This is a genomic window from Agrobacterium sp. SOY23 (genome assembly GCF_027212525.1).
In the GTDB taxonomy this organism is placed as follows: Bacteria; Pseudomonadota; Alphaproteobacteria; order Rhizobiales; family Rhizobiaceae; genus Agrobacterium; species Agrobacterium tumefaciens_I.
In genome coordinates, this window is sequence record NZ_JAPWDT010000004.1 from 493,239 (window position 1) to 515,167 (window position 21,929).

23 protein-coding genes are annotated in these 21,929 nt (G+C 62.1%); 6 read left to right on the forward strand and 17 right to left on the reverse strand.

Annotated features, from left to right (window positions below; all coding sequences use genetic code 11):
* Positions 1-2: 2 nt before the first annotated feature.
* The 7 genes from O3S81_RS14675 to O3S81_RS14705 all read right to left on the reverse strand — a co-directional run bounded on the left by O3S81_RS14675 (position 3) and on the right by O3S81_RS14705 (position 5,864).
* Entirely contained in the window at positions 3-575 is a 573-nt protein-coding gene (locus tag O3S81_RS14675) for an HK97 family phage prohead protease (RefSeq protein ID WP_269344240.1), read from the reverse strand.
* Between the two features lie 40 nt (positions 576-615).
* Positions 616-936, reverse strand: a complete 321-nt coding sequence (locus O3S81_RS14680) for a DUF6107 family protein (protein ID WP_092769526.1) — start codon at positions 934-936, stop codon at positions 616-618.
* Between the two features lie 198 nt (positions 937-1,134).
* Complete coding sequence (locus tag O3S81_RS14685; RefSeq protein ID WP_269344241.1) at positions 1,135-2,301, reverse strand: phage portal protein; 1,167 nt, start codon at positions 2,299-2,301, stop codon at positions 1,135-1,137.
* A gap of 220 nt (positions 2,302-2,521) precedes the next feature.
* Positions 2,522-2,830, reverse strand: coding sequence for a Dabb family protein (locus O3S81_RS14690; RefSeq protein WP_006700091.1), 309 nt, complete (start codon positions 2,828-2,830; stop codon positions 2,522-2,524).
* Between the two features lie 58 nt (positions 2,831-2,888).
* Positions 2,889-3,527, reverse strand: coding sequence for a hypothetical protein (locus tag O3S81_RS14695; protein WP_269344242.1), 639 nt, complete (start codon positions 3,525-3,527; stop codon positions 2,889-2,891).
* Positions 3,528-4,076: 549 nt separating this feature from the next.
* Positions 4,077-5,336 carry a DNA-packaging protein gene (locus O3S81_RS14700; protein WP_269344243.1) on the reverse strand — a complete coding sequence of 420 codons (1,260 nt, stop codon included), beginning with the start codon at positions 5,334-5,336 and terminating at the stop codon, positions 4,077-4,079.
* 3 nt (positions 5,337-5,339) lie between these two features.
* Complete coding sequence (locus O3S81_RS14705) at positions 5,340-5,864, reverse strand: hypothetical protein (protein WP_269344244.1); 525 nt, start codon at positions 5,862-5,864, stop codon at positions 5,340-5,342.
* Positions 5,865-6,167: 303 nt separating this feature from the next.
* Here O3S81_RS14705 and O3S81_RS14710 point away from each other — a divergent pair, with 303 nt between their 5' ends.
* Entirely contained in the window at positions 6,168-7,808 is a 1,641-nt protein-coding gene (locus O3S81_RS14710) for an alpha/beta hydrolase (protein ID WP_269344456.1), read from the forward strand.
* Positions 7,809-7,831: 23 nt separating this feature from the next.
* On the opposite strand, the gene O3S81_RS14715 is transcribed toward O3S81_RS14710, so the two are convergent.
* Positions 7,832-8,671, reverse strand: coding sequence for an SDR family oxidoreductase (locus O3S81_RS14715; protein ID WP_269344245.1), 840 nt, complete (start codon positions 8,669-8,671; stop codon positions 7,832-7,834).
* Between the two features lie 142 nt (positions 8,672-8,813).
* Here O3S81_RS14715 and O3S81_RS14720 point away from each other — a divergent pair, with 142 nt between their 5' ends.
* Positions 8,814-9,182 (forward strand): winged helix-turn-helix transcriptional regulator, encoded by a 369-nt coding sequence (locus tag O3S81_RS14720; protein WP_269344246.1) that lies wholly within the window; start codon positions 8,814-8,816, stop codon positions 9,180-9,182.
* A gap of 31 nt (positions 9,183-9,213) precedes the next feature.
* On the opposite strand, the gene O3S81_RS14725 is transcribed toward O3S81_RS14720, so the two are convergent.
* The gene (locus O3S81_RS14725) at positions 9,214-9,645 is read right to left on the reverse strand and encodes an Lrp/AsnC family transcriptional regulator (RefSeq protein WP_269344247.1); all 432 of its coding nucleotides are present in this window, start codon (positions 9,643-9,645) and stop codon (positions 9,214-9,216) included.
* A 147-nt stretch (positions 9,646-9,792) separates the two neighbouring features.
* Here O3S81_RS14725 and O3S81_RS14730 point away from each other — a divergent pair, with 147 nt between their 5' ends.
* Positions 9,793-10,893, forward strand: a complete 1,101-nt coding sequence (locus O3S81_RS14730) for a saccharopine dehydrogenase family protein (RefSeq protein WP_269344249.1) — start codon at positions 9,793-9,795, stop codon at positions 10,891-10,893.
* Positions 10,894-10,972: 79 nt separating this feature from the next.
* Here the strand turns inward: O3S81_RS14730 and O3S81_RS14735 are convergent, their stop codons facing one another.
* Both O3S81_RS14735 and O3S81_RS14740 read right to left on the reverse strand, forming a co-directional pair.
* A complete protein-coding gene (locus O3S81_RS14735; protein WP_269344251.1) occupies positions 10,973-11,434 on the reverse strand; it encodes a hypothetical protein in 462 nt (153 codons plus the stop codon).
* Positions 11,435-11,500: 66 nt separating this feature from the next.
* On the reverse strand, positions 11,501-12,961 hold the full coding sequence (locus tag O3S81_RS14740) for a protein adenylyltransferase SelO (protein ID WP_269344458.1): 1,461 nt from the start codon (positions 12,959-12,961) through the stop codon (positions 11,501-11,503).
* Positions 12,962-13,164: 203 nt separating this feature from the next.
* Here O3S81_RS14740 and O3S81_RS14745 point away from each other — a divergent pair, with 203 nt between their 5' ends.
* The 3 genes from O3S81_RS14745 to O3S81_RS14755 all read left to right on the forward strand — a co-directional run bounded on the left by O3S81_RS14745 (position 13,165) and on the right by O3S81_RS14755 (position 16,229).
* On the forward strand, positions 13,165-14,205 hold the full coding sequence (locus O3S81_RS14745) for a sensor histidine kinase (protein ID WP_269344253.1): 1,041 nt from the start codon (positions 13,165-13,167) through the stop codon (positions 14,203-14,205).
* A 63-nt stretch (positions 14,206-14,268) separates the two neighbouring features.
* The gene (locus O3S81_RS14750) at positions 14,269-15,987 is read left to right on the forward strand and encodes a glycoside hydrolase family 32 protein (RefSeq protein ID WP_269344255.1); all 1,719 of its coding nucleotides are present in this window, start codon (positions 14,269-14,271) and stop codon (positions 15,985-15,987) included.
* A gap of 68 nt (positions 15,988-16,055) precedes the next feature.
* On the forward strand, positions 16,056-16,229 hold the full coding sequence (locus tag O3S81_RS14755) for a hypothetical protein (RefSeq protein ID WP_269344256.1): 174 nt from the start codon (positions 16,056-16,058) through the stop codon (positions 16,227-16,229).
* 17 nt (positions 16,230-16,246) lie between these two features.
* Here O3S81_RS14755 and O3S81_RS14760 read toward each other — a convergent pair whose 3' ends face one another.
* The 6 genes from O3S81_RS14760 to O3S81_RS14785 form a co-directional block, all read right to left on the reverse strand.
* Entirely contained in the window at positions 16,247-17,635 is a 1,389-nt protein-coding gene (locus O3S81_RS14760; protein WP_269344460.1) for an MFS transporter, read from the reverse strand.
* A gap of 283 nt (positions 17,636-17,918) precedes the next feature.
* Positions 17,919-18,278 (reverse strand): type II toxin-antitoxin system RelE/ParE family toxin, encoded by a 360-nt coding sequence (locus tag O3S81_RS14765; RefSeq protein WP_269344258.1) that lies wholly within the window; start codon positions 18,276-18,278, stop codon positions 17,919-17,921.
* Positions 18,268-18,537 carry a ribbon-helix-helix domain-containing protein gene (locus O3S81_RS14770; RefSeq protein WP_269344260.1) on the reverse strand — a complete coding sequence of 90 codons (270 nt, stop codon included), beginning with the start codon at positions 18,535-18,537 and terminating at the stop codon, positions 18,268-18,270. The genes O3S81_RS14765 and O3S81_RS14770 overlap by 11 nt, the downstream gene beginning before the upstream one ends.
* Before the next feature lie 77 nt (positions 18,538-18,614).
* Positions 18,615-18,815, reverse strand: coding sequence for a heavy-metal-associated domain-containing protein (locus O3S81_RS14775; RefSeq protein ID WP_269344261.1), 201 nt, complete (start codon positions 18,813-18,815; stop codon positions 18,615-18,617).
* A 52-nt stretch (positions 18,816-18,867) separates the two neighbouring features.
* On the reverse strand, positions 18,868-19,290 hold the full coding sequence (gene cueR, locus O3S81_RS14780; protein WP_006311241.1) for a Cu(I)-responsive transcriptional regulator: 423 nt from the start codon (positions 19,288-19,290) through the stop codon (positions 18,868-18,870).
* Complete coding sequence (locus tag O3S81_RS14785; protein ID WP_269344265.1) at positions 19,287-21,869, reverse strand: heavy metal translocating P-type ATPase; 2,583 nt, start codon at positions 21,867-21,869, stop codon at positions 19,287-19,289. The genes cueR and O3S81_RS14785 overlap by 4 nt, the downstream gene beginning before the upstream one ends.
* Between the last annotated feature and the right edge of the window lie 60 nt (positions 21,870-21,929).

The following is a 21,929-nucleotide window of genomic DNA, read 5'->3' on the forward strand; positions in this document are numbered from 1 at the left end:
GGTCAGCGCTTGAAGGTGGTGTCGAACAGCGAGCGGGCGGCGCGGCGCATGGTTCGCACCAGTTCGGTCTCGCGGTCGCGGAAGAAGCGGGCATGCTTGACGTCGGAGACGCGAGCCGAGGGCAGCATCGGGAAGGTCACGACCGAGATTTCCCACAGATCGGCTTCCAGAATGCGCCGAACGCCCGAGCTTGCCGCCTTGCCGGAGCGAACGGTGCGAAAGCCGATCGACAGCCCGTCCAGCGCGCCGGTCTTCATCAGCGAATGCACCTCGCGGGAACGGGCGACGCCGGGCGCGAGGATGCCTTCGACGTAAAGACCGCGCTCGTCCTCACGGATGGTACGCCATGCGCCGATCGGCTCGGCCGGATCATGCTGGTAAAGCATGCGGATACCGCCCGCACTGCGCTCCTCGATGGAGCGGCGGAAAGCCCCGCGCTCGATCACATCCTTGCCGAGATCGACCTCGCCGAAGACGCTGGCATAACCGGAAAACGTGCCGTCGCTGGTAATGCCGCGCAGCTCCAGATTGGCGAATTTGCGCGTGGCGGGACGCGGCCCGCGATAAACGTGCATGAAAAACTCCTGCGATATGAAGGGGAAAGGGCGGTGCCTGTCAGGCGCGCGGGCGCGTGCCGTATCGGTCGGCGATGCGCACCAGAACACCCAGCCCCCACCAGGCGCCCATGCTGGCGGCGGCCGAGCCGGCCACCATGATTTCCCGGCCCGAAAGTGCCCCGGCAATATCGAGCTGCTGCACGATCCACAGGCCGATCGGCCCGCCGAAGATCATGCCGCAGGAAACGCCGGTGACGAAACGGCTCGCCGCCTCGCGTTTGCTTTTCGGCAGCAGGTAAACGAGTGACACACCCGCGCCCGCCACGGCGCCGGTGATGCGGGCGGCCCAGATACCGGCCTCATTGGCGAATTCAGACATGGGTAATCATTCCCGTTTAGGATGTTGCAATCGGGCGAACGCATCGCGCCGCCCGCAGGCGCTTTTTGCGCGCCTGCGCTTCTGTGATTTTACGAATCTTCGGAATCGCTTGGGCGGAAGAGCTCACAGAGAGAGTCCGCTTCTTCAGAAAATGATTCAGCTGAACATCACACACTTCCAGAACGTGGTTTCGGCCGCTCAGTAACCGACGGCTTCGCGTTTTTCCTCGTCGCTCAGGAAGGATGCCGCACCGATGCGTGTCCAGAGCGCATCCCGTTCGCCGGCAAGCCCGGCGATCCTGTCGAGATCGGGCTCGAGCCTCAAGCCAGCGCCGAAAACCGGTGCCAGCCAGCCGCAGAGCCTTGCCGCCGTGCGATGAACGAGCGGCAGCACAGTGAGGCGATAAAAGGCGCGGTTCGCCTCCTGATAATTGGCGTAGGTATTGTCGCCGGGAATGCCGATCAGCATCGGCGGCACGCCGAGCGAGAGCGCGATATCGCGCGCCGCACCGTTGCGTGCCTCAAGAAAATCCATGTCGCGCGGCGAAAGACCCATGGCCTTCCAGTCCAGCCCGCCCTCCAGAAGCAGCGGTCGGCCGGCATTCATCGCTCCCTGATAGCCCTCCTCCAGCTCACGCTTCAGCCGCTCATATTGCTCGGTGGAGAGATTGCCACCCTCCTTCGGCTGATAGACCAGCGCGCCGGAAGGCCGGGCGGAATTGTCGAGCAGGCGCTTGTTCCAATGGCTGGCCGCATTGTGAAGATCGAGTGCCGCACCGGCGGAGGCGAGCGGCGCAAAACCCACCCGGTCGTCCAGCGGATGGAAAAGCTTCAGATGCAGAAGCGCCAGCCCATCCCGCTCGGCGGCGATGCGGCGGGCGGCGCGGCCCTCGGCGCGGTATTCATAAGCCACCGGCCAGCCATCCGGCCCCTCGACGATGCTCACCCGGTCGGGCCTCAGAAGATGCAGCTCGCGCAACCGCCCGCCGACCGTGAGCGGTTCGATATAGGCGTTTCCGGCCAGCATGAGATGGCCATAAAGCGCCTCGAAAAAATCCGGCCCGCCCATATGGGCGCTCGGCTGCGACAGCAGTGCCAGGAGCGGGTGATCGACCAGTTCCTCATCGCCGTCATAAACCAGCCAGCTCATGGAGGCGGACGCCTCCGCCACCATGCGGGCGGCGCGGTGGGCGACTGGGTTTTTCATGAAGCCTTCGCGGGCAAGGGCGGCATAGGAACGGCCGGACCAGAAGGCCTGCCCGCCCTGCACCGCCACCGCCATAAAGCCCTCGGCCATCTTCCGGCTTTCAGGCACGGCTTTGCCATCCGCCGGGCGCCGCCGCGGCAGGGAGAAAGGAAATCGCATGGAGTTGTCCTTGTTGTGATGGCTTACAGCGCCCCTATGCCGTCACCCCGGACCGGAGCCGGGGTCCAGCCAGTCCAAGTCCTTGGGCTGAAAAGGCTCTTCCCGCCGCGCAGACGCGCGTCGGCTGGATGCCGGATCTAGTCCGGCATGACGGAGGAAGGTTTGCGCCCGTTGTCAGCAGCGTGCGCATGCGCCTTGCCTTCGCAGACGAAAGCAGACGTTACCGGATCGGCGCCTTAACCGCGGTATCGCTGTCGAAATCGGCGGCAACACGGGTCTCGCGCAGCGGCTTTACCGTGCGGGTGGAAAGATCATAGGCGGGGTCGGCCTTGTAGGCCGCCAGCGCCGCCTCGTTTTCGAACTCGCCATAAACGATGAAATCGACCGAGTTGCCCCATTGGTCCTTCTTCACATTCTCGCCGATTTCAAGCTTCAGCGCATGCGGTATCGCGGTGAGGCCGGAAAGCCCCTTGCGCACGGCGTCGCGGTTTTCCTCGGGAACGGTGAAAAAGACGATATGGCGGATCACGGTGTCACCTGTCATGCAAACTTAAAAGGCGGCCTTTTCGGCGCCGTGTAACGGGTTATCATCTGGCCCGCCCCGGTTCAATCCGCGCAGCGACAAGCGCGTGATGAAATGCGCGCCCATAACCGCCGACGAGCCGCGCCCGGTCACTGCCATTGATGATGGCACGCACGCCATCCCAATCCTCACGCGCGCCACTGAAGAAATCCGAAAGCTTGCGACCGGTAAAGCTGCCGCCCGCCATGCCGTGGATCAGGATCGCCGTCGCCACTTCCGCCTCCATGGCCCGCTCGGGGCGTTCCACAAGGTCTATGCCGGTGAGCGCTGACATGGCCTCGTAATTGCGGCGATGGGTCAGTTGCACGAAACCGCGCCCCAGCCAGCTTTTCCCGTCGGCATCGGGCCGCCAATAGGGTTTGCGCACCATCGGCAGCCGGCCAGCTGCAAAGGCGCGGTCGAGCCTTGCGATCGCCTCCGCATCGCTTGCCGCCAATGTCTCGCGCACCGGCTGCATGGTCGCCGCCGTCTCGTGAAAGGCTGTCGCCAGCATATAGGCCAGCCAGCGGGGGTCGCCGCCCGGCATCGCCTTTTCGAACCCCGCCAGCATTATTTTCGTACCGGCAAGCTGGGCGGCGCGCAGGCGGCCGCCGAAGATGGAACTTCGCACCGACGCGAAGAATCGCGCCTCGTCATAGGCCATGGACGGCTCCTGAAAATGACGGGCAATATGACACCCGGTTTTCCACATGACGGCCATCGGGACTAAATCGATTTGAAAAAACCTTAATCGATTTTAATCTGTCAGCCGGGGTTTTGAGGTAAAAAATTCCTTGAATTCCGGAACCTTAGCGCGCTAACTCCATTCACCGCGCAATCTTGCAGCGTTAACCATTCAAGGAGGAATGCCACCATGACAGCGACAATCCCCCAGACCGTTTATGACCGCCTCGAAAACGAATGGCGCCAGATGCGCGAAACCGGCTCGCAGCCGAAACCGGCGCAATCTCCGAAGAAGTAAGACCTGCCGGGCGCCCGCTTGTGGGCGTGGATGGCACCGCGAATTTCTTCTCCCCGCCGGGGAGAAGATGGCCCGAAGGGTCAGATGAGAGGGAAACCTCTCCGAATATCTTTGCCCTCGCCCCCTCATCCCGCTGCCGCGACCTTCTCCCCCGCAGGGAGACGAAACAAGCGGCATACGCTCGCTTGAAAGCCAAGTGGCTCTCATGCGCGGAAGCGATGATTGAACGGCTCACATCCCCCGCACCCTCGGCTCACTCGCCACCATCGTCGTCAGCGCCGTGATCGCCCAGACGAGCGCGTCCAGCCGGTCCGGCGAGCGCCCGGATGACAGGCCATCGGGGCCGAAATCCGTCATCTGGTCCTCCAGCTTTTCAAACCGGCCCGCGTGGCGCACCCGGCCCTGCTCGTAAAGGGCCGCGACCGGCTCGGCGCGGGTGAATTTGCCACGGCTTGCCCGCACCAAAGTCAGAGGCAGGTTCGCGTCTATGCTCTGCAGCATGGCCCGCACCATTTCGCCACCCTGATTGACCTCGGCCACCACCCGGTCGGCCTCCTGGCGGCGGAAGGCGGCAACCACGGCGCGGGCCCAGCCCGCCGGCGTTTCACCTTCCACCGAACAATCCGCCAGCACCATGAGCCGCCCGGACATGCCGAGCCCCGCCACAACGATGCCGCAGCAGGAATTCTCGCCCATTCCGGCGGGAGGATCGACTGCCACCACGATCCGCGACAGCGGCTCATGCGCCGCCTCGATTATTGCCTCCAGATCGGCACGTTTCCACAACGCGCCCTCCCGTTCATCGATCAGCTCGCCGCCGATTTCCTGACGGCCGAGCCGCGTGCCGCCGTAACGCTCCTCCATGGCCTTCAGGAAGCCGGGCGAGAGGTTCTGTGCATTCATCGCCGTCGGCATCCGCGCCACCCGGCTTGTCGGATCGGAAAGCAGCGCCTTCAGCAAGGGAATGGGCCGCGGCGTGGTGGTCACCAGTTGCCTTGGCGTCTCGCCCAGGCGCAGGCCGAATTGCAGCATGTCCCAGGTTTCCTGCGGATATTTCCATTTGCCCAGCTCATCCGCCCAGGCCATGTGAAATTGCGGGCCGCGCAGGCTTTCCGGGTCTTCCGAGGAAAACACATGCGCCATCGCGCCATTTGGCCAGATAAGCCGGCGGCGCGACACTTCGAAGGCGGGGCGATTGCGGCGGGCAATGCGGCAGATGCCGGAAATGCCGTCGATCATCACCTCGCGGGCATCGCCCAGCGTTTCCGCCACCAGCGCGATGCGCAGATCCGACTGCTTGCCGGCGGAAGCGACGGCGTGCACCCATTCGGCCCCCGCACGGGTCTTGCCGGAACCGCGCCCGCCGATCAGCAGCCATGTCCGCCAGTCGCCTTCCGGCGCCTGTTGCGGCAGGTTGCCGATGAAACGCCAGTCGCGCAGCAGGTTGAAGACCTGCTCCTGCAGGCCGGCTTCCATGGAAGCGTTCACCATTCTTCAGTCAGACCCCGCCGCAGTGCCGGATGCGGCTATCGTCTCCAGCCTCTCGCGACATTTCTGCTCGGCCAGTTCGTCGATACGTTTGAGGAAATGCGCCACCGCCGCCTCGTAATCTTCCGTATCGGTTTCATCCTCGTCCATAAGCGCCTGCCGCTCCTCCGCCAGCACCCTTTGCAGGGCGTCGATCCGCTCCAGCGTGCGAACGATGAGCGACAGCTGATCGGTTGCGATTTTCACATCGGCGCGCGCCTGCTTGGCATCCGTATCGTCGGTGCCCGGCAAGAGCCCCGCCTCGCCCGCTTCGCGCAGATTGCGGTACATCGAGAATTGCTCGCGCATCTCCACCGTCAGCTCGTTCAGCAATTGCCGCAGACTGCCGTTGCGCGCCGCATCCTCTGCGGCCAGCCTGTCGGCCCGCGATTTGGTTTCGGGCGCGGCTTCCGGCATGTCCTCACCGGCATAAGCGGGCGTCTCCGGCCAGGCTCCGTAGAGCGCCGGGTCGCAATTGTGAGAGCTTGTCATGGGATTGGCCTGCGGAGAAATAAGATGGACAGGGGATGGGCGCAAAGCGGTTTATCCAGCACCCTCTTCCCTGTGCTTGTCACAGGAATGAGGGCAGCGGGCAAAACTCTCTGTCAGCCGCAAATCTCCGACCGTAACCAAACACTATCAAACCACCGTCACGCTGTAAAGGATTATTTTCCTATTATCGTGATTTTTATCCTGACGCCGGCATTTGCACCCTGGCCCGCCACATATTACACTCGCGCCGCAAGCGGTGGACAGAAGGGGCAAGTCAAGTTGGTAAAACAATGGGTTGAGCGGTTGTTTGCGGGTCTTTCGGCAACCGGCATCGTCTTCGGCACGGTTCTCTTCTGCGCTTCACTCACGCCCTCGCTGCTGCCGCGCACATGGCTGATGCAGGGCGTTCTGTGCGGTTTTTCCTTCGCGATCGGTTATCTGATCGGCGTCGCCTTGCACGCCATCTGGGCCTATCTGGAGCTGCCCGAACCCTCGCGCCACAATGCCCGCGGCGTTCGGTTTCTCATCGCCCTTGCCGCAGCGATTACGGCGATCGCGTTCCTGTGGCAGGCGAAGGACTGGCAGAATTCCATTCGCGTGCTGATGGAGCTCGATCCGCTGCCGAGCGCCCATCCCACCAAGACCGGCGGCCTTGCCGTGCTGGTTGCGGCCCTGCTCATCGGCGCCGGCCGGCTTTTCCAGCTGATCCGCCGGTTCTTTGCCGCACGCAGCCAGCATTTCCTGCCGCGCCGGCTCGCCAATGTTCTCGGCATCACCGCCGCCATCGTGCTGTCATGGATGCTGCTCAACGGGCTGATTTTCGATATCGGCCTCAGATTTGCCGATTCATCGCTGAAACAGGTAGATTCGCTGATCGAGCCAGATGTGCCGCGCCCGTCCGATCCGCTGAAAACCGGCAGCAGCGCCTCATTGATGACATGGGAGTCGCTCGGTCGACGCGGGCGGGAATTCGTAGCGGAAGGACCCGCCGGCACGCAGATTTCCACCTTCACCCATCGCCCCGCCAAGGAGCCGCTGAGGGTCTATGCGGGCCTGAATTCCGCCTCCACACCCGAAGAGCGGGCCTCCCTTGCGCTGGAGGAGCTGAAGCGGGTCGGCGGTTTCGAGCGCAAGGTGCTGCTCGTCGTCATCCCCACCGGCACCGGCTGGATCGACCCGGAGGCGCTTGATACGGTGGAATATCTGCACGATGGCGATATCGCCAGTGTCGCCGTGCAATATTCCTATCTCTCCAGCTGGATCGCGCTGCTGACCGAACCGGATTACGGCGTCGAGACGGCACGCGCCCTGTTCGAAGCCGTTTATGGTTACTGGACCACATTACCGAAGGAGACGCGGCCGAAGCTCTACCTGCATGGCCTCAGCCTCGGTTCGCTCAATTCGCAGAAGTCCTCTGATCTCTATGATGTGCTGTCCGACCCGTTCCAGGGCGCTTTGTGGAGCGGCCCGCCCTTTTCCAGCCCCACCTGGCGCATGGCCACCAATGGCCGGGTGAAGGACACGCCGGAGTGGCTGCCACGTTTCCGCGATTCCTCCGTCATCCGCTTCGCCAACCAATATACGACAGCCCATATGCCGGGTGTGAACTGGGGGCCGATGCGGATCGTCTATCTGCAATATGCGAGCGACCCCATCACCTTCTTCGAGGCCGCCTCGCTTTACCGGCGGCCACAATGGATGGTGCATCACGGCCCTGACGTTTCCACGTCCTTCCGCTGGTTCCCGGTCGTCACCCTGCTGCAGCTCGGTCTCGATGTTGCCGCCGCCACCACCGCGCCGATGGGGTATGGCCATGTCTATGCGCCGGAGCACTATATCGATGCGTGGATGGAGGTGACCCAGCCGCAGGGCTGGAATGCGGAAGAGATCCAGCGGCTGAAGATGCTCTTCAAGGCCCGCCGCGGCTCCACCGATCCGGCGTAAGCGCGGCGGGCCTGCTTTGAGCCTCAGCCCTTCAGCAGGTCCAGATTGTCGGCGATATAGGTTTCGAGCGAACGCGGCGCATGGCCGGTCAGCGTTTCCACGTCGCCGGTCACCACGGCCGTCCAGCCTTCACGCACGGGATAGAAGATCGAGGCGAGGAAGGAAGCGTAGTCCTGCGGCACACCGGCGCCGGTGAGAATGCCGATGAAGACTTCATCCGAAACGGCGCTGTAAGACACCGGCTTGCCGATAGCCTGCGAAATCAGCGCGGCTGCCTCGGCGTAACCGAACGCCTTCGGGCCCGTGAGGTTGAAGGCCTTGCCGTTGAAGGCGTCAGAGGTGAGCGCCGCGGCAGCACTGTCGGCGATGTCACGCACATCGATGAAGCTCGACTTGCCCTCGCCAGCAGGCACGGCGATCTGACCGTGTTCGATGCCAGCCTTCCAGTAGCTGTGGAAATTATCGGCGAACCAGTTGGGGCGCAGGATGACGTAAGGCGTGCCGGACGCGATGATCTTCAGTTCGATCTGGCGATAGGGAATGGAATCATCGGCATCTACACCCAGCACGCTGAGGAACACGATCTTCACCTTGCGGCGCGCGGCCTCTTCAACAACGGGGGTCAGCGCATCGATCGCATCGAGACGCCCGCCGGCAAGGATCAGGAACAGACGGTCCACGCCTTCGAATGCATCGGCGTAAGTGGTGTGGTCGGTATAATCGAAGCGCACGCCTGCCGCGCCATTCGTTGCGATGCCGGTGCGCGAAGCCGCCTTGACGCTTTCACCCTTGGCCACCAGCGCCTTGACCAGCGGCGTGCCGATGGTGCCTGTCGAACCGATTACGAGTATCTTGCCTGTCATCTCAAATCTCCTTAGTATCTAATGGAAACCATGTTTCGAAAACACAGATACTGCGTGATCGAAATCATGAAAAGAGAGCACTTTTCGGTTATCTGGTTTCCTCGTGGAAACCGGCAAGACCCTGAAAGCACGGAACAAACCGATGGAACGCATCTATGACGTCTATGAGGATCGCTGCCCCACCCGCATGGTGCTGGACAGGATCGCCGACAAGTGGGCGCTGCTGATACTCGACAAACTGCGGGTGGATGCGGTGCGCTTTAACCTGCTGCGGCGGGAGATCAAGGGCATTTCGCAGAAGGTCCTGTCGCAGACGCTGAAGAAGCTCGAACGGGACGGGCTGATTTCACGGCAGGCCTTTCCGACCGTGCCGGTAACGGTCGAATATTCACTGACGCCGCTGGGGCGGACGCTGACCGAAACGGTGGCGGCGCTTGCCCATTGGGCGGAGGGCAATATCGATGCGGTCATGGCGGCGCAGAGGGCTTATGACGAGCGGGCGGTGGTTTAGTCGGCGGCAGCCCCCTATTCCCCACAAACCCCTACCGCGAAATCCGCGTCGATAGAATGATCGACGACAGCGTGCGCTCCACGCCATCCAGCGCGCCGATGCGGTCGATCAGCCGGTCGAGATCGAGGATGGATGGCGCAGCAAGGATGGCGATGAGATCGAAGGTGCCGCTCACCGAATGCAGCGTCGTCACCTCCTTGATGGCGGTGAGCGCCGCCGTTACCGCCGGCAGCGCCTTCGGGCCGATGGTGATCAGCACATGGGCACGCACCAGTCCGGAAAGATAACTTTCCGAAAGCCTCAAACCATAACCCGCAATCACACCGTCAGCCTCAAGCCGCTCGATTCGCGCCTGCACCGTGGTGCGAGAAAGGCCGAGCCGGCGCGCCAGTTCCGCCACCGGCATGCGGGCATTTTCGGAAAGCAAAGCGAGCAGCGCCCGGTCCTTGTCGGCGATCGTCATAGTGATCAATCCTGTCGTCTAACTGTCCAATAATAGACCGCTATCTGCACATAGTGAAGCTGCGAATCGTCAATAAAAGCTGGCATTCTGTCTTTGGAGCGCATTCGTTGCGCAGACACATGCGAATTTACTGCGGGGAACAAAAACATGAAAAACATTGTCGTCATCGGTGCGGGCAATATCGGTTCGGCCATTGCCTGGATGCTGGCCGCCACCGGCGATTATCGCATCACCGTCGCCGACCGTTCGACCGATCAGCTGGCCAATGTGCCGGCGCATGAGCGCGTCGACACCGAGATCGTCGACATCACCGACCGTCCGGCGCTCGAAGCACTGCTGAAAGGCAAGTTCGCCGTGCTCTCCGCCGCCCCCTTCCATCTGACGGCCGGCATTGCAGAGGCGGCGGTCGCGGTCGGCACCCATTATCTCGATCTGACCGAAGACGTGGAATCCACCCGCAAGGTCAAGGCCTTGGCGGAAACGGCCGAGACCGCGCTCATCCCGCAATGCGGCCTCGCCCCCGGTTTCATCTCCATCGTCGCCGCCGATCTCGCCGCCCGCTTCGACAAGCTGGACAGCGTGAGGATGCGTGTCGGCGCGCTGCCGCAATATCCCTCCAATGCGCTGAACTACAATCTCACCTGGAGCACGGACGGGCTGATCAACGAATACATCGAGCCCTGCGAAGCCATCGTCGAAGGCCGTCTCACCGCTGTTCCTGCCCTTGAGGAACGCGAGGAATTTTCGCTCGACGGCGTCACCTATGAGGCATTCAACACCTCGGGCGGCCTCGGCACGCTCTGCGCCACGCTGGAAGGCAAGGTGCGGACCATGAATTACCGCACCATCCGTTACCCCGGCCACGTGGCAATCATGAAGGCGCTTTTGAACGACCTCAACCTGCGCAACCGCCGCGACGTGCTGAAGGACCTGTTCGAAAACGCCCTGCCCGGCACCATGCAGGATGTGGTCATCGTCTTCGTCACCGTCTGCGGCACCCGCAACGGCCGTTTCCTGCAGGAAACCTATGCCAACAAGGTCTATGCCGGCCCGGTTTCCGGCCGCATGATGAGCGCCATCCAGATCACCACCGCCGCCGGCATCTGCACGGTTCTCGACCTTCTGGCCGAAGGTGCCCTGCCGCAGAAGGGCTTCGTGCGGCAGGAGGAAGTGGCCCTGCCGAAATTCCTCGAAAACCGGTTTGGCCGTTATTATGGCTCGCATGAACCGCTGGCCCGGGTGGGGTAATTCAAGGATATCCATCGGGGCGGCCGCTGATGCGGCCGCAACCGGCCTGCCTTATGGAAGAAGCGCCCGCTGCAATGCGCTAGGGCGCGCAGAACAACTGGCTGTCGAAGGTGTTCGAACCTGAACGGAAGCGCACCGCCACGACCTTCTTCGAACCGTCTGCGTCCGTTTGCAGCACGGCACGGACCTGCCCGGCCTCCGTGGGCGTCTCAATCTGGCTATAGCTCACGAGACCGGGCACAATATCCACCTTCTCCACGTACCCTGTTATCTCAAAGCTGTAAGGCACATCTGCCGAGATGAATTGCAGATTCACGACCTCGCCCGCGGGCAAGGTGATTTTGTCACCAATGGCGCACTGCATTGAAGGATCGTCTCCAGGACGCTCGCCCGGTTTGTGATATTGGAGCGTGAGCGCCCCTTTTTCGGCCGTCATCAAGATGGTCAGATCACCATGGCCGGCATCCGCAGACGCCAGATTTGGCGACGCCGCGGTCATGGTCAGGCCAAGCAGGAAAACGAGCTTTGATGCGTCATTCATTCTTCATGGCCCCTGATACCCCTTGCCCCACCCCGCTCGTTCCAGCGCTGTGGATCGGCTTTTCGCTTACGTCCCGCAAAACGTCCTGAACACCCGCTCATGGCTCATCGGCGGCTGCATGTAGACGAAATTATCCGGCCGCTCCTCGAAGGGTTTCGCGGTTGCCGCCAGCATGGCATGGAACGGTTCGAAATCACCCTCCTCCACCGCCGCCTCTATCAGCTCCTCGATACGGTGATTGCGCGGAATGATGGCCGGATTGACGGCCAGCATCTCCCGTGACCTTTCGGCATCGGATATCCCTTCCCGCCCGGTCCTTTCCCGCCAGCGGGCCAGAAATTCATCCGCCCCGGCAATATCGATGAACATGCCGCGGAACGGCTCGGCATCGCCATTGGCCGCATGGGAAAGACGCCGGAAGGTCAGCGTATAATCCGCCTCCGATGCCTGCATCAGCGAAAGAAGCGCCTGCACCAGATCGACATCGCCCTCTTCCTCCTGCCTCAGGCCGAGTTTTTCGCGCATGCCGGTAAGCCAGCGTTTCGGGAAATCAGCGGCGAAATCGGCGAGCACGGCATTGGCGCGTTCCGCAGCCTTCTCCACCTCCGGGTCGAGCAGCGGCAACAGGCATTCCGCCAGCCTTGCGATGTTCCACTGGGCAATGCCCGGCTGGTTGTTGAAGGCATAACGGCCCTGCGCATCGATGGACGAGAACACCTTGTTCGGATGGTATTCGTCGAGAAAGGCGCAGGGGCCGAAATCGATGGTCTCGCCGGAGACCGCCATATTGTCGGTATTCATCACCCCATGGATGAAACCCACCATCATCCAGCGGGCGATAAGCTCGCATTGCCGCCCAGCGACCCCCTGCAACAGGGCGAGATAGGGATTATCGGCGTCTTTCGCCTCGGCATAGTGGCGGTCGATGACGTAATCGGCAAGGTTCCTGATCGCCTCGTCGTCTTCGCGCGCGGCAAAGAACTGGAAGGTGCCGACGCGGATATGGCTTGCCGCCACGCGGGTGAAAACGCCACCCGGCAGGCCCACTTCCCGCTGTACCCTTTCACCCGTCAGCACCGCCGCCAGTGCCCGCGTGGCGGGAATGCCGAGCGCATTCATCGCTTCCGAAACGATATATTCGCGCAGCACCGGGCCGAGTGCGGCGCGCCCATCGCCCCTGCGCGAAAACGGTGTGGGGCCGGAGCCTTTAAGCTGGATATCCCGCCGTTTGCCGTTCCTGTCGATCACCTCGCCGAGAAGAATGGCGCGGCCATCACCGAGCTGCGGCACGAAACCGCCGAACTGGTGGCCGGCATAGGCCATGGCCAGCGGTTCGGCCCCCTGCGGCACCACATTGCCGGAAAAGATCGCCGCCAGCCTGTCATCGTCAAGGCCCGAAACATCGAGAAGGAGCTCATCCGCAAGCGCGCGGTTGAAGGCGATGAGGCGCGGCGCCTTCACCGGCGTCGGCAGCACGGCGGCACTGAAACGCTCCGGCAGGCGGGCATAGGAATTGTCGAATTTCATCACGGGTAAACTCCCTGCTTTTGCCTGATATGGCGGTTTTTACGCCGGGTTGCGAGAGTGCCTGCGGCAAATTCGACAGGCCATATCGGACTTTAGTGAAATTCAGTTTGAACTGGGGATACCTTTATCCCTACATAGGCACGGTAATCAGCCCCGTACCGCAGGATGAATTAGTGCCGCATTTCCCCGATGACGATAGTGAAATGGGCAAAGCCATCCGGCTTTTCGACTGGGCATCAACGGCGGCGGGACCGGTGGAAACATGGCCCGTTGCGCTGAAGACAACGGTGCGGACGATCCTGAAGCAGGGCCATGCCATCTGCCTGTTCTGGGGGCCGGATCTCAACATCATCTACAATGACGCCTACCGGCCGTTTCTCGGGCTGAAGGAACGGGACGCCCTCGGCAAACCGTTTCACATCATCTGGTCGGATGTCTGGGACGACGTGAAACCCTTTGTGGATGAAGCGCTGTCCGGCAGAGGCACCTTTGCCGAAGACCTGCATCTGGTCATGGACCGCAACGGCTTTCCGGAAGATACCTATTGGACCTTCTCCTACAGCCCGCTTTATGACGATGACGGCAATATTGCCGGGTTGATCAACATCACGGTGGAGACGACGGCAACGGTGGAAGGCCGCAAACGGGAAGAGGTGCTGCGCCGCGAACTCGTCCACCGGGTGAAGAATACCATGGCGATCACCACCGCCGTCGTCAGCGCCACCATGCGCCATTCCCAAACACTGGAAGAGGCGCGAGACACCATCAAGAGGCGCATCGCCGCCCTCGGTAACGCCCAGAACTTCATGCATGCTTCCGGCAAGGGCACCGGCATCACCAGCCTCGTCTGCGATTCCGTTTATCCGCATCTCGATGACCGGGCGCGGGTGACGATTTCCGGCCCGGAGATGGACATCGCTCCGCAGCAGGCGCTCGGCCTGTCGCTCGCGGTCTACGAACTCGCCACCAATGCCCTGAAATATGGCGCGCTTTCCAATGAAAACGGCAGGGTCGAAATCGCCTGGATGCTGGGTGAGAATAACCGTTTCGAATTGCGCTGGCGCGAAACCGGCGGACCGCCCGTCCGGCCGCCGACACGCACGGGTTTCGGCTCGCGCCTCACCAACCAGATCGTCGCGGCTTATTTTTCCGGTGAGGGCCGCACCTTCTACCATCCGGGCGGGCTGGTGTTCGAGCTGGACGGCAAATACGAAACGGCGGCACGGGAACAGGCCGGCGGTTGAACTTTCTTTCGTCCCATTCGTTGCGTTTTCTGAACCAGAATAGCCGCAACGAAAGGAACGGGAATGACCGTCGTTGAAGCCATAAGCGCCGAGCCGGAAAGCGCCATCCGCACCCTCCACACCGACCTGCCGGTCAACGCCACCTTCCATGTGTGGCTGAAGGCAAAAAAAGACGCCGAACCCGGCGCCGTCTCCTTCTCCAACCAGAACGGAAAATTCGCCGAAGTTTCAAGCGTCAACACCGAAGAGTTCAGTTTTCGAATCTATCAGGTCTTCGGCGGCGGCCATGTGGAGCTGAGCTACGACACGGTGACCACCGCCGTTTCCGTCATCTACTGGTTCACCGCTTCGGATGTGCTGGAAACCGGCATCACCGTCGTCCATACCAAGCCCGACAATGCCGCACCCGAATTGCCGGGCAGCTATCACTTCCGCCCACCCTTCGGCTGGATGAACGACCCGAACGGTTTTGGCCGTTTCGAGGGCCGGCCGCATCTGTTCTATCAGCATTATTCACACGGGCTGCGCTGGAACACCATGCATTGGGGCCATGCGGTCTCTTCGGATTATCTGCGCTGGCGGCATCTGCCGATTTTCCTCTTCCCCTCCGAGGATCTGACGACGCGGCCGGACAAGCGCGGTGGCGCCTATTCCGGCTCGACCATTCCGCTGGTGGAGGGTTCCGGCATCCGCGTCTTTTTCACCGAACAGGTGCAGGACCGCATTCCCGAAGCACAGATTCAGCTCACCGCCACCTCCTCCGATCTCATCATGGCCGGGCAGGCCGAGGTTATTCTGGGCCAGCGCCCGGACGGACAGGGGCTGACGCCCGATTTTCGCGATCCGCATGTCTTTCGTGGTCCTGACGGCTTGTGGAAGATGGTGCTTGGCAGCCAGAGCGATGGCGGCGGCGTCATCCTGCTTTACGAAACGCTGGACCCCACCGCCGCCTCTGGCTGGACCTATGTGGGCAAGCTGTGGGTGGAAACGCGCTACAGGACGACCGCCATCGAATGCCCCTGTCTGTTGCCGCTCGATGGCCCTGCCAATGCCCGCTCCACCCGCTGGGTGCTGATCTACGGGCTGATGCATTCGGAAGACCCGGAGACCGGCCGCAAGAACCTGACCATGGCCGATGTCGGCTGGTTCGACGGCAAGGTCTTCACCAGGGAATTTGGCCAGGAACTGGATTTCGGCACCGACAATTACGCCTTTCAGGCCTTTCTCGATGGCGACAGCATCGTCGGCATCGGCTGGTTGGCAAACTGGGCGGATGCCAATCCCGAAATCGATTTCCCCACCTCCATGACCCTGCCGCGCCGGATTCACTACGCCAATGGCGAACTCCTGACCCCACCGATCGGCGCGGCGGAAAGCCTGCGCAGCCATATTCTCGACCGAACGCGGCTGGCCGCCGGCGAGCGCGTCACCTTCATCAACGGTGCGGTGGAAATATTGATCGAGCTTGCCTCACCCGGCGCCGCGTTCGAGCTGGCGCTCGATCATCCGACGGTCAGGCTCGGTCTCGTTTCCGATGAAACCGGCCTGTGGATCCGCCACGAGGATGGGCGCGAAGGCCCCTCGCCGCACTATATCGCCAGGGGCGCGAGGGCATCCCGCATCCGCATCTTCCTGGATTACGGCTCGCTTGAGGTCTTCGCCGATCGCGGCCGTTATGTCGGCACGAAACGCATCGAAGGTTTCGAACCGGTGCGCTCGGCGCTCCTCAGGGCAGCTCCCGGCGCGGTGGTGCATGCCACCGGCTGGGCGCTGAAACCGTGAGGAACCTTTTGACGGACTGGGCGGTTGATAGACCGAAACCGCCCAATCCACGGATAAGGAGAAACGGCATGACCAAAATCCGCGATACCAGCGATCCGATCCTGTTTCCGACCGAAGCCAACGAAAACAAGGCGGAAAAGAAACGCGCCGGCAAGGGCATCATCGTCATTATCGGCGCGATCGCCATCATGGCCTTCGTCGTTTATCTGGCGGCGATCACCATCGCCACCACCCAATCGTGACGGCGCGGGCGAGCGGCCTATCGGCGCGCGCCCCGCAAGCCCCTCGCGGTGATGATCGCCAGCAGCGACACGGCGGCACCCAGCCCATAAAGATAAAGCATTGGCATCGTCACATCCGCACGATCGATCTGCACGACAAGATCGGTCGCGGCGGCGACGGTGCCGCTGGCACCCGCACCCGCCGCAGCACCGAGGGTCGCGACCGTGGGCAGCAATGCGCCGGTCATCTTGCGCTCCTCTTCCGGGGCAGCTTCCATGGCCGCCTGGCTGATGCCGGCCCAGGACATGCCGAAGGCAGACCCTATCAGGATTTGCCCAAGCAGCATCTCTCCCCAGTTGCCCGTCGCAAGCCCGAGCCCAAGCAGGACGCAGCCCGGCACCATCTGGTAGGGGCCGTAATGCAGGCAGATTTCCCGCAGGCGGTTTGAGCGCAGGCTGCCGATCAGCATCGCCACGAAGCTCCAGGCGAGCGGCATGGTGACGACGATGAAACCGGCAAAGGTCGGTTCATGCTGCCAGAGATTGATGGCGACATAAGCAAGATAGACACTACCCAGTGCATGGGCATAGGACATCAGGAACAGCACCCAGAAGCCGCTGCCGAGCACCGTTTTCAGCCGGAAGGAATCCTTCGGGAACAGGCCGGAGGCAGGCTGGATACCTGCCCGCAGGGAAGCCCATAACAACGCCGCACCCGCCAGCAGGGAGATCGCCCGCAGGCTCGCATCCTCAAAGGCCGAAGGCGCGGAAAAGGCCAGTGCGCCGACAAGGCAGAGCAGCAGCGGCACCAGCGGCTTGCGCGTGGCCGCCACCGGCCGCTCGGCGGAAACGGCAACCACCGTATAGACCAGCAGCAGCAGGATCAGCGGCGCCGAGAGCAGGAAGGTGGCGCGCCAGGAGATGTGCTGGGTGGCGAAACCGCCGGTCAGCGGGCCGATGAAGGAAGCCACCGCCCAGATCGCCGCCTCGATGGCAAAGACCTTCGGCAACAGGCCGGAGCGGAAGCCTGCGGGAATGAGGCTGTAACACACCGCCACGATCAGCCCGTCAGCCACCCCCTGCAAAGCCCGGCCGACGACGACCCATAAAAAATCGCCGGCAATTGCCGAGAGAACCGAGCCGAAGGAAAAGATGAGGCAGCACAGAAGCAGGACGGCGCGGGCACCAAAGCGTTCACGAAACAGCACGGCGGTGACGCCGCCGGCCACGGAACCGACGAAATAGAGACTATAGGCCCAGCTATAAAAACCCGCACCGCCGATTTCATTGACGGCGACGGGCAATGCCGTCACCACCGCGAACTGATTAAAGGCGTGCAGACCTATGCCGGAGGAGATGACGGTCAGAAGCGAGAGGTTAGCCCCGCTCAGCAATTCGCCCCAGCCGTTTTTCTCCACCATTTCCATACTCGACAAAGCCGTATCCTTTCCATTTTTGCGATACGGCGGGCAAACTAGAACCTCAAGTGCCATTGAGGTCAAGCGGGCTTTTTCATCCGATCCGGACTGAATGAATGAGCGGCGGCAGGAACCCTCTGCCTTACCGACCGTTTGCCGGGTGAACCGATAGAAAGGATACCGCCATGGACGAAGATCTGCTCGATCTCGACATCGACGCCCTTCCCGATGACGCGGAGGAGCGAGTGATCAACCGCAATCCCTCGCGCGAGGGTGGAGCGTTCGACGAGGTTTAACCGCTTGGCTGGCCGGATACGAGGCGCTTCAGCATATGCCGCTGATGATCCTGCCCACCGAAGAAGACGGCGAGAATGCGCAACGTTTTCTCGCCTTCAACAACATCGAAATAAAAGATCGCCTGATTTTTTGTGACCCGACGAAGGCCGGGCAACAATTCGGGCATCAATGTACCCTGAAACGGCGCTTTGCCGAGGGTTAGCATATCCGCTTCGATGGCGCCGATGCGCAGGACGGCCCGCTCGAAAGCGTCCGGCAGGGTGTCGCCAAGATCGCGATAGGATTGAACGAGATGGTCGAGAATAAGGCCAAGGTCCTGATCCGTCTGCGCCGAACGCAGGACCTTAAAGGCCATAGCTGGCCTTCCTGGCTGCTATCATCGCCGCAGTTCTATCCTTGCCGTCCTTGAGCGACAAGAACTCCCCCTCACCACGCTCGGCCAGCAGGTCACGAAGCGCGGCAAGCTCCGCATCCTTTACTTCGGTTTCCTGACGAAGCAGATCCAGACCGCGCTGCACAACAGCGCTGAGACTGGCATAACGCCCTTCCTCCACCAGCCTGCGGGCGAAGCTGTCCTGCTGATCGGAAATGGACACTGATGCCTTGACGGACATTGGGGGCTCTGCCTTCGAAGGAAAGATAATGCTACTCAGTAGCACATCTTTCCTCCTCATTCCAGCGACGAGATGCGTCAGCCCGCCCGTTCCGGCGAATAACCAGCTTCGCGGATCGCCTCCTCCGCGGTTGCGGCATCACCCGTTACCGTGAGCCTGTGGGTGGAAAGGTCGATATTGACGGCGGCGTCCGGGAGCACGTCGGCGAGAGCGCCGCGCAGGGTCTTTTCGCAATGGCCGCAGGTCATGTCCGGGATCAGGAAGGTGGTTGCACTCATGGTTTTCTCCTTTTGGCCGACGCCGCTATTTTCGCGCCGGCTGTCAATGAATTCAGTGGGTTCTGGCGGGCTTGCCGTCTGTCTTGTCGGCACCCGCGAGATCATCGAGGATGGGGCAATCGGGCCGGTGGTCGCCGCCGCAACAATGAGCGAGATGGGAGAGCGTCTTCACCATGCTCTTCATCTCGGCGATCTTCTGCTCAAGATCGGCGATGTGGACGAGCGCGATTTCCTTCACCGCCGAACTCTCGCGGCTCTTGTCCTGCCAGAGCTTCAGCAGCGTCTCGGTTTCCTCCAATGAGAAACCGAGGGTGCGCGCCCGCTTGATGAAGCGCAGATTGTGCACATCCTGCTCGCCATAGACCCGATAATTATTGCCGGTGCGGGCGGCAGGCGTGATGAGGCCGATCTGCTCGTAATACCGGATCATCTTGGCGGAAACGCCCGATGCTTCCGATGCCTGGCCGATATTCACGACGTCACCTCCCGATGGGCCACCTTCGCCCGTTTCAACCGCAGCGCATTGGCGAGAACGAAGACGCTGGAGAGCGCCATGGCGCCCGCGCCGATCATCGGCGACAGTGTGATGCCGAAGGCGGGATAGAGCACACCCGCCGCAACCGGTATCAGCGCCACGTTATAACCGAAAGCCCAGAACAGGTTTTCCTTGATGTTGCGAATGGTCGCACGGCTCATCTCGATGGCGTTGACCGCACCCAGAAGATCGCCGCCGACCAGCACCACATCGGCGCTTTCGATGGCGACATCCGTGCCGGTGCCGACAGCAATACCGATATCGGCCTCGGCCAGCGCCGGCGCGTCATTGATGCCGTCACCCACAAAGGCCAGCACCTTGCCGCCTGCACGCATCTCGTGGATCGCCTTCACCTTGCCCTCGGGCAGCACTTCGGCCACCACGCGGGAAATGCCAACCTGCCGGGCAATGGCGTTCGCCGTGCGTTCATTGTCGCCCGTCACCATCGCTACTTCGATACCCATCGCCTGCAGCGCCTTGATGGCGGTGACACTCGAAGGTTTCAGCGGATCGGCAACGGCAATCGCAGCCGCCAGCCTGCCGTCAATGGCGGCATAAAGCGGCGTCTTGCCTTCGTCTCCCAGCCTTGCGGCGGCTTCAGCGAAGATGCCCACGGAATGGCCGAGTTTGGCCATGTAACGATCCGCGCCGACCTCGACCTTGCGGCCATTGACGGTTGCGGCGATGCCGTAACCCGTCACGCTTTCGAAGCTTTCGACAATCGCAGGTTCGAGTCCTGCAGGGGTCGCCACATTCCTTTCTTCCGCAGCCCGGACTATAGCCTCCGCGATCGGATGTTCCGAACGGCCTTCGATAGCGGCAACCAGCGCCAGAACCTCATTATCGGCAAACCCTTCCGCAACCACCAGATCGGTCAATTCCGGGCGGCCCTTGGTCACCGTGCCGGTCTTGTCGACCACGACGATCTGGGCCGAGCGCAGTTCCTGCAGGGCCTGTCCCTTGCGGAACAGCACGCCCAGCTCCGCCGCCCTTCCGGTGCCGACCATGATCGAGGTCGGCGTGGCGAGACCCATGGCACAGGGGCAGGCGATGATGAGCACCGCGACCGCATTGACCAGCGCGAATGTATAGGCAGGCTCGGGGCCGAAGATCGCCCAGACGATGAAGGTCAGCACCGCAATCGCGATGACGACGGGTACAAAGAGCGCGGTAACGCGATCCACCAAAAGCTGGATCGGCAGCTTGGAGCCTTGCGCCTCTTCCACCATGCGGATGATCTGTGACAGCATGGTATCCGCGCCGACCTTGGTTGCCTTGAACTTGAAGGCGCCGGTCTTGTTGATGGTGCCGCCGACAACGGTTGCGCCGACCATCTTTTCCACCGGCACGGGTTCGCCCGATATCATCGATTCATCGACATAGGACGAGCCCTCGACGACTTCGCCATCCACCGCCAGCCTTTCGCCGGGACGGATGACGACGATATCGCCGGCCACCAGATCATCGGGGGAAATATCGATGGTGGCGCCGTCGCGCTCCACCCGGGCGGTCTTCGCCTGCAGGCTCATCAGCTTGCGGATGGCGTCTCCCGTGCGGCCGCTGGCGCGGGCTTCAAGAAGCCGCCCGGTCAGGATCAGCGTCACGATGACGGTTGCCGCTTCATAATAGACGAACTGCGCTTCTTCCGGCAGCAGGCCAGGCGCGAAGGTCGCCACGACGGAATAGAGATAGGCGGCCGTGACACCCAGCGCCACCAGCGAGTTCATTTCCGGCGCGCCGCGCAAGAGTGCCGGAAAACCGGTCTTGAGGAAGCGCAGGCCCGGTCCGAAAATCACCGCGGTCGCCAGCGCGAAATAGATGTAATAGAGGTTCTGGGTCTCGATGATGCCCATCAGCCAGTGATGCATCGGCTCATAGAGATGGCCGCCCATTTCCAGCACGAAAAGCGGCGCCGTCAGGATGGCGGCAATCGTCAGGTCACGCTTCAGCGCACCCTCCTCACCGGCATGCTGCATATGGTCATGGCCGCCACTTTCACCGGCCGGCATCTGGCCGTGGCCCTGATGGTGGCCATGGTGCTGGCTGTGATCGTGATGGGCGGAGTGGTCGTGCGGTTTCGGTGTCTTCAACGCAAAGCCGGCGAGCTTCGCCGTTTCCACCAGCGCATCCCGCTCACGCCGGCCACCGATGGTTTCGACCGCGACCTTGCCGGCTGCAGCGTCGACCTTCACGTCGACGGTGGTGGCGACGGCTTCCAGAACGGCCTTCAACCGCGCGGCCTCCGCCTCACCCTGCAAACCGTCGACTGCGAATTCCTGCCGCTCCGGCGCGATATCGTAACCGACCTTCTTGATGGCGGCGCCGAGCGTTCTCGCTGAGAATCCTTCGGCCGGCTCGACGGTAAGCTTCTTCGTGGCGAAGTTCACGGAGCTCGAAGCAACACCCGGCACCTTGGCCGCGGCGGTTTCCACACGACGCACGCAGGAGGCGCAGGTCATGCCCTCGACGGGCACGGAAACCGGTTGATTTGAATGGGCGTGTCTGACTGTCTCGTTCATGGGAAATCCCCTTTCGAGACCTTATGTAGGGCTTCCCATGATGGGAAGGTCAAGGTACGG

Excerpts from the sequence above, each read along its gene's own strand:
- O3S81_RS14735 (WP_269344251.1), bottom strand. The coding sequence starts at position 11,434 with ATGAATGACGCATCAAAGCTCGTTTTCCTGCTTGGCCTGACCATGACC.
- O3S81_RS14785 (WP_269344265.1), bottom strand. The coding sequence starts at position 21,869 with ATGAACGAGACAGTCAGACACGCCCATTCAAATCAACCGGTTTCCGTG.
- O3S81_RS14730 (WP_269344249.1), top strand. The coding sequence starts at position 9,793 with ATGAAAAACATTGTCGTCATCGGTGCGGGCAATATCGGTTCGGCCATT.
- O3S81_RS14775 (WP_269344261.1), bottom strand. The coding sequence starts at position 18,815 with ATGAGTGCAACCACCTTCCTGATCCCGGACATGACCTGCGGCCATTGC.
- O3S81_RS14705 (WP_269344244.1), bottom strand. The coding sequence starts at position 5,864 with ATGACAAGCTCTCACAATTGCGACCCGGCGCTCTACGGAGCCTGGCCG.
- O3S81_RS14760 (WP_269344460.1), bottom strand. The coding sequence starts at position 17,635 with ATGGAAATGGTGGAGAAAAACGGCTGGGGCGAATTGCTGAGCGGGGCT.
- O3S81_RS14680 (WP_092769526.1), bottom strand. The coding sequence starts at position 936 with ATGTCTGAATTCGCCAATGAGGCCGGTATCTGGGCCGCCCGCATCACC.
- O3S81_RS14750 (WP_269344255.1), top strand. The coding sequence starts at position 14,269 with ATGACCGTCGTTGAAGCCATAAGCGCCGAGCCGGAAAGCGCCATCCGC.
- O3S81_RS14770 (WP_269344260.1), bottom strand. The coding sequence starts at position 18,537 with ATGTCCGTCAAGGCATCAGTGTCCATTTCCGATCAGCAGGACAGCTTC.
- O3S81_RS14720 (WP_269344246.1), top strand. The coding sequence starts at position 8,814 with ATGGAACGCATCTATGACGTCTATGAGGATCGCTGCCCCACCCGCATG.
- O3S81_RS14740 (WP_269344458.1), bottom strand. The coding sequence starts at position 12,961 with ATGAAATTCGACAATTCCTATGCCCGCCTGCCGGAGCGTTTCAGTGCC.
- O3S81_RS14755 (WP_269344256.1), top strand. The coding sequence starts at position 16,056 with ATGACCAAAATCCGCGATACCAGCGATCCGATCCTGTTTCCGACCGAA.
- O3S81_RS14745 (WP_269344253.1), top strand. The coding sequence starts at position 13,165 with ATGGGCAAAGCCATCCGGCTTTTCGACTGGGCATCAACGGCGGCGGGA.
- O3S81_RS14700 (WP_269344243.1), bottom strand. The coding sequence starts at position 5,336 with ATGGTGAACGCTTCCATGGAAGCCGGCCTGCAGGAGCAGGTCTTCAAC.
- O3S81_RS14725 (WP_269344247.1), bottom strand. The coding sequence starts at position 9,645 with ATGACGATCGCCGACAAGGACCGGGCGCTGCTCGCTTTGCTTTCCGAA.
- O3S81_RS14715 (WP_269344245.1), bottom strand. The coding sequence starts at position 8,671 with ATGACAGGCAAGATACTCGTAATCGGTTCGACAGGCACCATCGGCACG.
- O3S81_RS14675 (WP_269344240.1), bottom strand. The coding sequence starts at position 575 with ATGCACGTTTATCGCGGGCCGCGTCCCGCCACGCGCAAATTCGCCAAT.
- O3S81_RS14695 (WP_269344242.1), bottom strand. The coding sequence starts at position 3,527 with ATGGCCTATGACGAGGCGCGATTCTTCGCGTCGGTGCGAAGTTCCATC.
- O3S81_RS14765 (WP_269344258.1), bottom strand. The coding sequence starts at position 18,278 with ATGGCCTTTAAGGTCCTGCGTTCGGCGCAGACGGATCAGGACCTTGGC.
- O3S81_RS14685 (WP_269344241.1), bottom strand. The coding sequence starts at position 2,301 with ATGCGATTTCCTTTCTCCCTGCCGCGGCGGCGCCCGGCGGATGGCAAA.